General features: G+C 57.7%; 4 protein-coding genes and 4 pseudogenes. 4 read left to right on the top strand and 4 right to left on the bottom strand.

The features are described from left to right. The 3 genes and pseudogenes from BM177_RS19810 to BM177_RS19055 form a co-directional block, all read right to left on the bottom strand. Positions 1-170, bottom strand: a 170-nt coding sequence (locus BM177_RS19810) for a transposase (RefSeq protein WP_483129304.1), incomplete at its 3' end; no start/stop codon positions are given. Then, positions 167-343, bottom strand: a complete 177-nt coding sequence (locus BM177_RS20865) for an HNH endonuclease (protein ID WP_244532457.1) — start codon at positions 341-343, stop codon at positions 167-169. The genes BM177_RS20865 and BM177_RS19810, both read right to left, overlap by 4 nt. A 57-nt stretch (positions 344-400) precedes the next feature. After that, positions 401-1,215, bottom strand: a pseudogene (locus tag BM177_RS19055) (IS3 family transposase); the annotation flags it as partial. A gap of 6 nt (positions 1,216-1,221) precedes the next feature. Between BM177_RS19055 and BM177_RS19050 the strand changes: the two are divergent. Together BM177_RS19050 and BM177_RS19045 are read left to right on the top strand one after the other, a co-directional pair. After that, positions 1,222-1,559 (top strand): annotated as a pseudogene (locus tag BM177_RS19050) (IS3 family transposase); the annotation flags it as partial. Positions 1,560-1,681: 122 nt separating this feature from the next. Next, positions 1,682-1,876, top strand: a pseudogene (locus BM177_RS19045) (IS3-like element IS426 family transposase); the annotation flags it as partial. A gap of 108 nt (positions 1,877-1,984) precedes the next feature. Here the strand turns inward: BM177_RS19045 and BM177_RS19040 are convergent. Beyond that, entirely contained in the window at positions 1,985-3,040 is a 1,056-nt protein-coding gene (locus BM177_RS19040; RefSeq protein ID WP_244532456.1) for an IS5 family transposase, read from the bottom strand. 81 nt (positions 3,041-3,121) lie between these two features. Between BM177_RS19040 and BM177_RS19805 the strand changes: the two are divergent. Together BM177_RS19805 and BM177_RS19800 are read left to right on the top strand one after the other, a co-directional pair. Then, a pseudogene (locus BM177_RS19805) lies at positions 3,122-3,291 on the top strand (integrase core domain-containing protein); the annotation flags it as partial. Between the two features lie 91 nt (positions 3,292-3,382). Further along, positions 3,383-4,162, top strand: a complete 780-nt coding sequence (locus BM177_RS19800; protein WP_139223754.1) for a hypothetical protein — start codon at positions 3,383-3,385, stop codon at positions 4,160-4,162. Positions 4,163-4,591: the final 429 nt, after the last annotated feature.

The raw sequence follows: 4,591 nt of genomic DNA, 5'->3' as shown, positions 1-4,591 counted from the left end.
TCAGCCTTCTTCAGCCAGTCAAGCAGCGTGTGCGCCGAGCAGCCGATCTTGGCGGAAATCGACTGGCAGGCCGTCCAGCGCGAAGGGTAATCGCCTTCGTGATCCAGCACCAATCTCACGGCGCGCTCGCGGACCTCGGCGGAGAACTTGTTCGTCGTTTTGCTCGTCATCGCTCCATCCTATTTGGAAGTTGGACCCTCCGGCAAACCCGGCGCGGTTCACTTGCCTGTTTTGAACGATTACATGATGCGTGCGTCAGTGCGAAATTGCTTGGGTCGTCTTTTCCACCAACTTTAATCGGTTCTACATGGTCGATGTCGATTGCGTCGGCATGGAGCACCATGTCAATCGATTTCTCGCAAATGAAGCATTTGCCCTTTTGCGTTTCGTGCAGGCGCTTCCTCCACATGGCCAGGGCGATCCGGGCCCTCGCCAGGGTGGAGAACAAGGTCTCGTTCAAAAACTCGTCGCGCGATCGGCCATTGAAGGACTCAATGAACGCATTCTGCATCGGCTTGCCGGGCGCGATATAATGCCATTCGACCTTGGTCTTGTCGGCCCACGCCAGGTTGGCGTTGCTGGTGAACTCGCTGCCGTTGTCGCTGACAATCATCCTGGGCTTGCCGCGTTCAGCAATGAGCCGGTCGAGCTCTCGCGCTACCCGGGTCCCCGAGAGCGATGTGTCCACGACCAGCGCCAGGCACTCCCGCGTACAGTCGTCGACGATGGCGAGGATGCGGAAGCGGCGGCCGTCGGTGAGTTGATCGGAGACGAAGTCGAGGCTCCAGCGATCGTTCGGACGCATCGGGATTGTCATGGGCCTTCGTGTCCCCATCGCCCGCTTCCGTCCGCCGCGGCGCCGCACGGTGAGCCGCTCCTCGCGGTAGAGGCGGAACAGCCGCTTGTGATTGATCACGAAGCCCTCCCGTTTCAGCAGCACATGGAGGCGGCGATAGCCGAACCGCCGGCGCTCGTGCGCGATGGCCTTCATGCGTTCGCGCAGGGCGACGTCATCCACCCGCGTCGTCTGGTATCTCATCGTCATGCGGCAAGAGCCAATGGCTTTACACGCCCGCCGTTCGCTCATTCCGTGAAGGCTCATGAGATGCGCGACAGCTTTCCGCTTGGCAGCGGGCGTCACCACTTCTTTCCCAGCAAATCCTTCAGGGCCACATTGTCGAGCATCGCGTCGGCCAGCATGCGCTTGAGCTTTGCGAGCCGCGCGGTCCCTACATGAAGGCTGGGGACGACGCCTTGCTGCCGCTCATCCGCGGCTTCGTCGATGAGCGGCCGACCTATGGCTATCGTCGCATCGCCGCGCTGGTGAACCGGAAACGGGCGCAGCAAGGTCTGCCGCCGGCCAACAGGAAGCGGGTCCATCGGATCATGCAGCGTCAAGGGTTGCTTCTCGAGCGCCACACGGCGCGCCGGCAAGGTCGCGCCCACGACGGCAAGATCATGGTCATGCGCTCGAATTTGCGCTGGTGTTCCGACGGTCTGGAGTTTTCCTGCTGGAACGGCGACGTCGTCCGGATGGCGTTCATCATCGACGCCTTAGGAGAGCCCGTCAAATAAGTGCTTCAACTTTTTCGAAAGAGGTCGCCAGTTTTGTAGTCCGAAAAGCCGGGTTTAGGTCTCTTCCCACCTGCCGACTTGATTCATCTATTGCGGGCTTGCCTTAGACCGTGAGATCATCGACTGGACCGCCGTCTGCGGCGCCGGGATCAGCGGCTCGGACGTCCGCGACATGATGCTGGACGCCGTCGAAAGGCGTTTCCGGACAGTGAGAGCGCCAAGCCCGATCGAGCATCTTTCCGACAACGGCAGCCCTTACACTGCGAAGGAGACAAAAGACTTCGCGGCGGCCTTGAAGCTGGACGCTTCTATCAATGCATCTCTGACGCGGGTTATGGCGTGATTTCGTAATCCGGGGTGATTTCGATGCGTTCGGCCGGCGGCGGGTGTGCTCCGCATCCGCGGAGCGTCAGGCGGCGGCAATTCTGCGCCAGAAGACCAGTCGCTTGAAGTTATAAACGAGGTTCGTCATCCCGATTTTCACCTTGGCGCGATTGACGCCAATCGTTCGGCTGAAAAGGCCCATCCGGTCCTTCTGCTCAGCAAAGACGTGCTCGACGCGCGAGCGAACGGTCGATTTGAGGGCGTTGGCCCGACGGACGGCGTCGGGCATCGGCCGGCCCTTCGGCTTCTTGCGATGAATGCAGAACCGGAACCCGTTCTTCGCCAAGAAGGCCTCGTTGGCCGCCGAGCGGTAAGCGGTGTCGGCCCAGACCGACGCCGCCGTATTGGTCTTGTCGAGCAGGCCCTCGCGCAGTCGCGCGCCCTCGTAAGCGGCGGCGTCGGTCGCCATCCATTTGCGGATGAAGCCGAACCCCTGGTCGATCGCGACATGGTTCTGATAGCCGAAGGTCGGGATCGCAATGTCGACCGGCGGCTTTGTTCCGTCCGGCCGTCGGTCCAGCGCGCGTCGCGATCTTTCTGCCGTAATTTCGCGGGCTTCTCCGCCCAGCCCTCGGGAATGCGCCCCTCCTTGATCGCCTTCTTTTCTTCCTCGCTGTTGCGTTGCTTGGGCGCCGCGACCAGCGTGGCGTCGACGATCTGCCCGGACATGGCAAGATAGCCCGAGGCCCGCAGCGCCGCGTCGAAAAGCGAACAGCCCCTCGATCGCGCCCGCCTTGGCGAGCTTCTCACGAAACAGCCAGATCGTGCGCGCGTCGGGAACCCGGTCGGCGAGCGTCAGGCCGAGGAAGCGCATGAAGGACATGCGGTCGTTGATGAGAAACTCGGCGCGTTCGTCAGATAGATTATCCATCGCCTGAATGACGAGGATTTTGAACATCATCACCGGATCGAAGGGCGGTCTTCCACCCTGCGCGCCGTCGGAATAACCGAGCGCTGCGACGAGGTCGGCGCGGAACATTTCGAAATCGACCGCGGCAGCGAACCCTTCCAGATGATCCCCGAGCCCGCTCAGCCGCTTGAGCCGCTCGTCGACGTCAAAAAAGCCAGGCTCCCCGCGCATCGATCCCCTCCGATCCTCTCTCAACAAGAGAATCAGAAACACAGCGATTTGGCCAGTTCTTAGAAGCGTCCAGCTCATCTGTGCTTTACGCCCGTACGCAGTCCGGAATCGAACGGGATGTCGGAGGCGTTCGTCAAAACCTTCAAGCGGATTATGTTCGCATCAACCCCTTGCCGAACGCCCAAACGGCGCTCCGGCAGATCGCCGGATGGATCGACGATTACAACGAAATCCATCCTCCTTCAGCGCTCCCGTCGGAAAACCAAAATGAGGGAATTTTTGTACGTTGTCCCAATCCGACAATCTTTTTCGTATATTTAGCTTTCCCAAAACAATCATCGAATGTCAGAATTTGCATCCGACTCAATAACTGGTTTCTACATGATGCCCCAAACCAAAGAAATTCAAATCCAGTTCTCCGAGAACGGCACCGATTGGATCCATCCCCCGCCTTGGGTAATTTTCTTAATTGAATTCGGCTACGGGTGGCACCATGCCAATCTCAGACAGCAACGAATTGCGATAATCAGCCTGCCAAGTGGCACACCTGCAGCGGGTCTAGTTGCACTTGGGGCATTGATTAGAGATTTAACCAGTCTAGAAACCAGCGATGCGATCGGCTATTTTGAGGGCCTTCTGCGTTATACACGGCAGTATCTAGAAAAATGCCGAGAATGCACATTACGCTGCCATCCGGAGATCCGCCGTTGCGGTTACCTCAGGGAGGCGACGGGCAAAGTAAAAGATCTTCTTACTAGGAAGATCTATTACATTTCAGAGAAATCGTCGCCGGCGGATAGAAAGTTGGTCTTGCCCATTGAAAATGGCTCTTGGACTATAATGTCAGCCGAAAGAGCAAAAACGTTGCGAATAGAAGACCGCCCCCCTATTACAGCCGTAAATGACCAGGGCGCATTAAGTTCAGATCTATATAGCGCCATCATCAAAGATGCGCCGATTCTATCTAGGAACCTTAGAGAATCTTTCTCGGGGCTCGCCTTGGCCGGAAAATCTACAGGAAGGCGAGCAAGCGAAGAAAGCTATTCAAGCATCCATTTCCGCATTGGAACCACAATCCATCGCTTGTCTGAGCTTCTTCGACGTTACAAGTCCCGATATTAGACGCCCGTGTGTTCTCGGCCTGTCGTTCTCTGCAGAACTTGGACCGGGAGGGGACATAACAATAACTCTGCCCAGCTCGCGCCGTTTTTTTTGGCAGCAGGAATCCGATCAACAGATTCCGCTGAATGGGAGATACGAAGCATGCACACGTCGACGGACTGACGAGAGTAAACGTGAAATCACTGAGCCGATTTGGCGCCGTCATACCGCGGTTTCTTTTGAGAGCAAAGTTCGGATAAGTAGCGAAGAACTGAAACCAAATGTTGCAATTCGAAGAGATATCACGCCGGCTGAAGGCTCATTGATTCGTCTGCGGATTGAATTATTTCCTAGATGACCTGCCACTGAACTTTCATCCGGCGGTAATTAGAGTCTCGGCGGAGTTTACGCCGTGTGGCGCGGGTTGAGCAACCTGCGATCGGCGGAGCT

This window comes from Methylocapsa palsarum (assembly GCF_900114285.1).
In the GTDB taxonomy this organism is placed as follows: domain Bacteria; phylum Pseudomonadota; class Alphaproteobacteria; order Rhizobiales; family Beijerinckiaceae; genus Methylocapsa; species Methylocapsa palsarum.
Note: the sequence above shows the minus strand (reverse complement) of the source record. Positions and strands in the feature narration are given on the sequence as shown.

What these genes read in the sequence shown, in the direction of transcription:
- BM177_RS19040 (WP_244532456.1), bottom strand. Translation starts at nt 3,040, where the DNA reads ATGCGCGGGGAGCCTGGCTTTTTTGACGTCGACGAGCGGCTCAAGCGG.
- BM177_RS20865 (WP_244532457.1), bottom strand. Translation starts at nt 343, where the DNA reads ATGGTGCTCCATGCCGACGCAATCGACATCGACCATGTAGAACCGATT.
- BM177_RS19800 (WP_139223754.1), top strand. Translation starts at nt 3,383, where the DNA reads ATGTCAGAATTTGCATCCGACTCAATAACTGGTTTCTACATGATGCCC.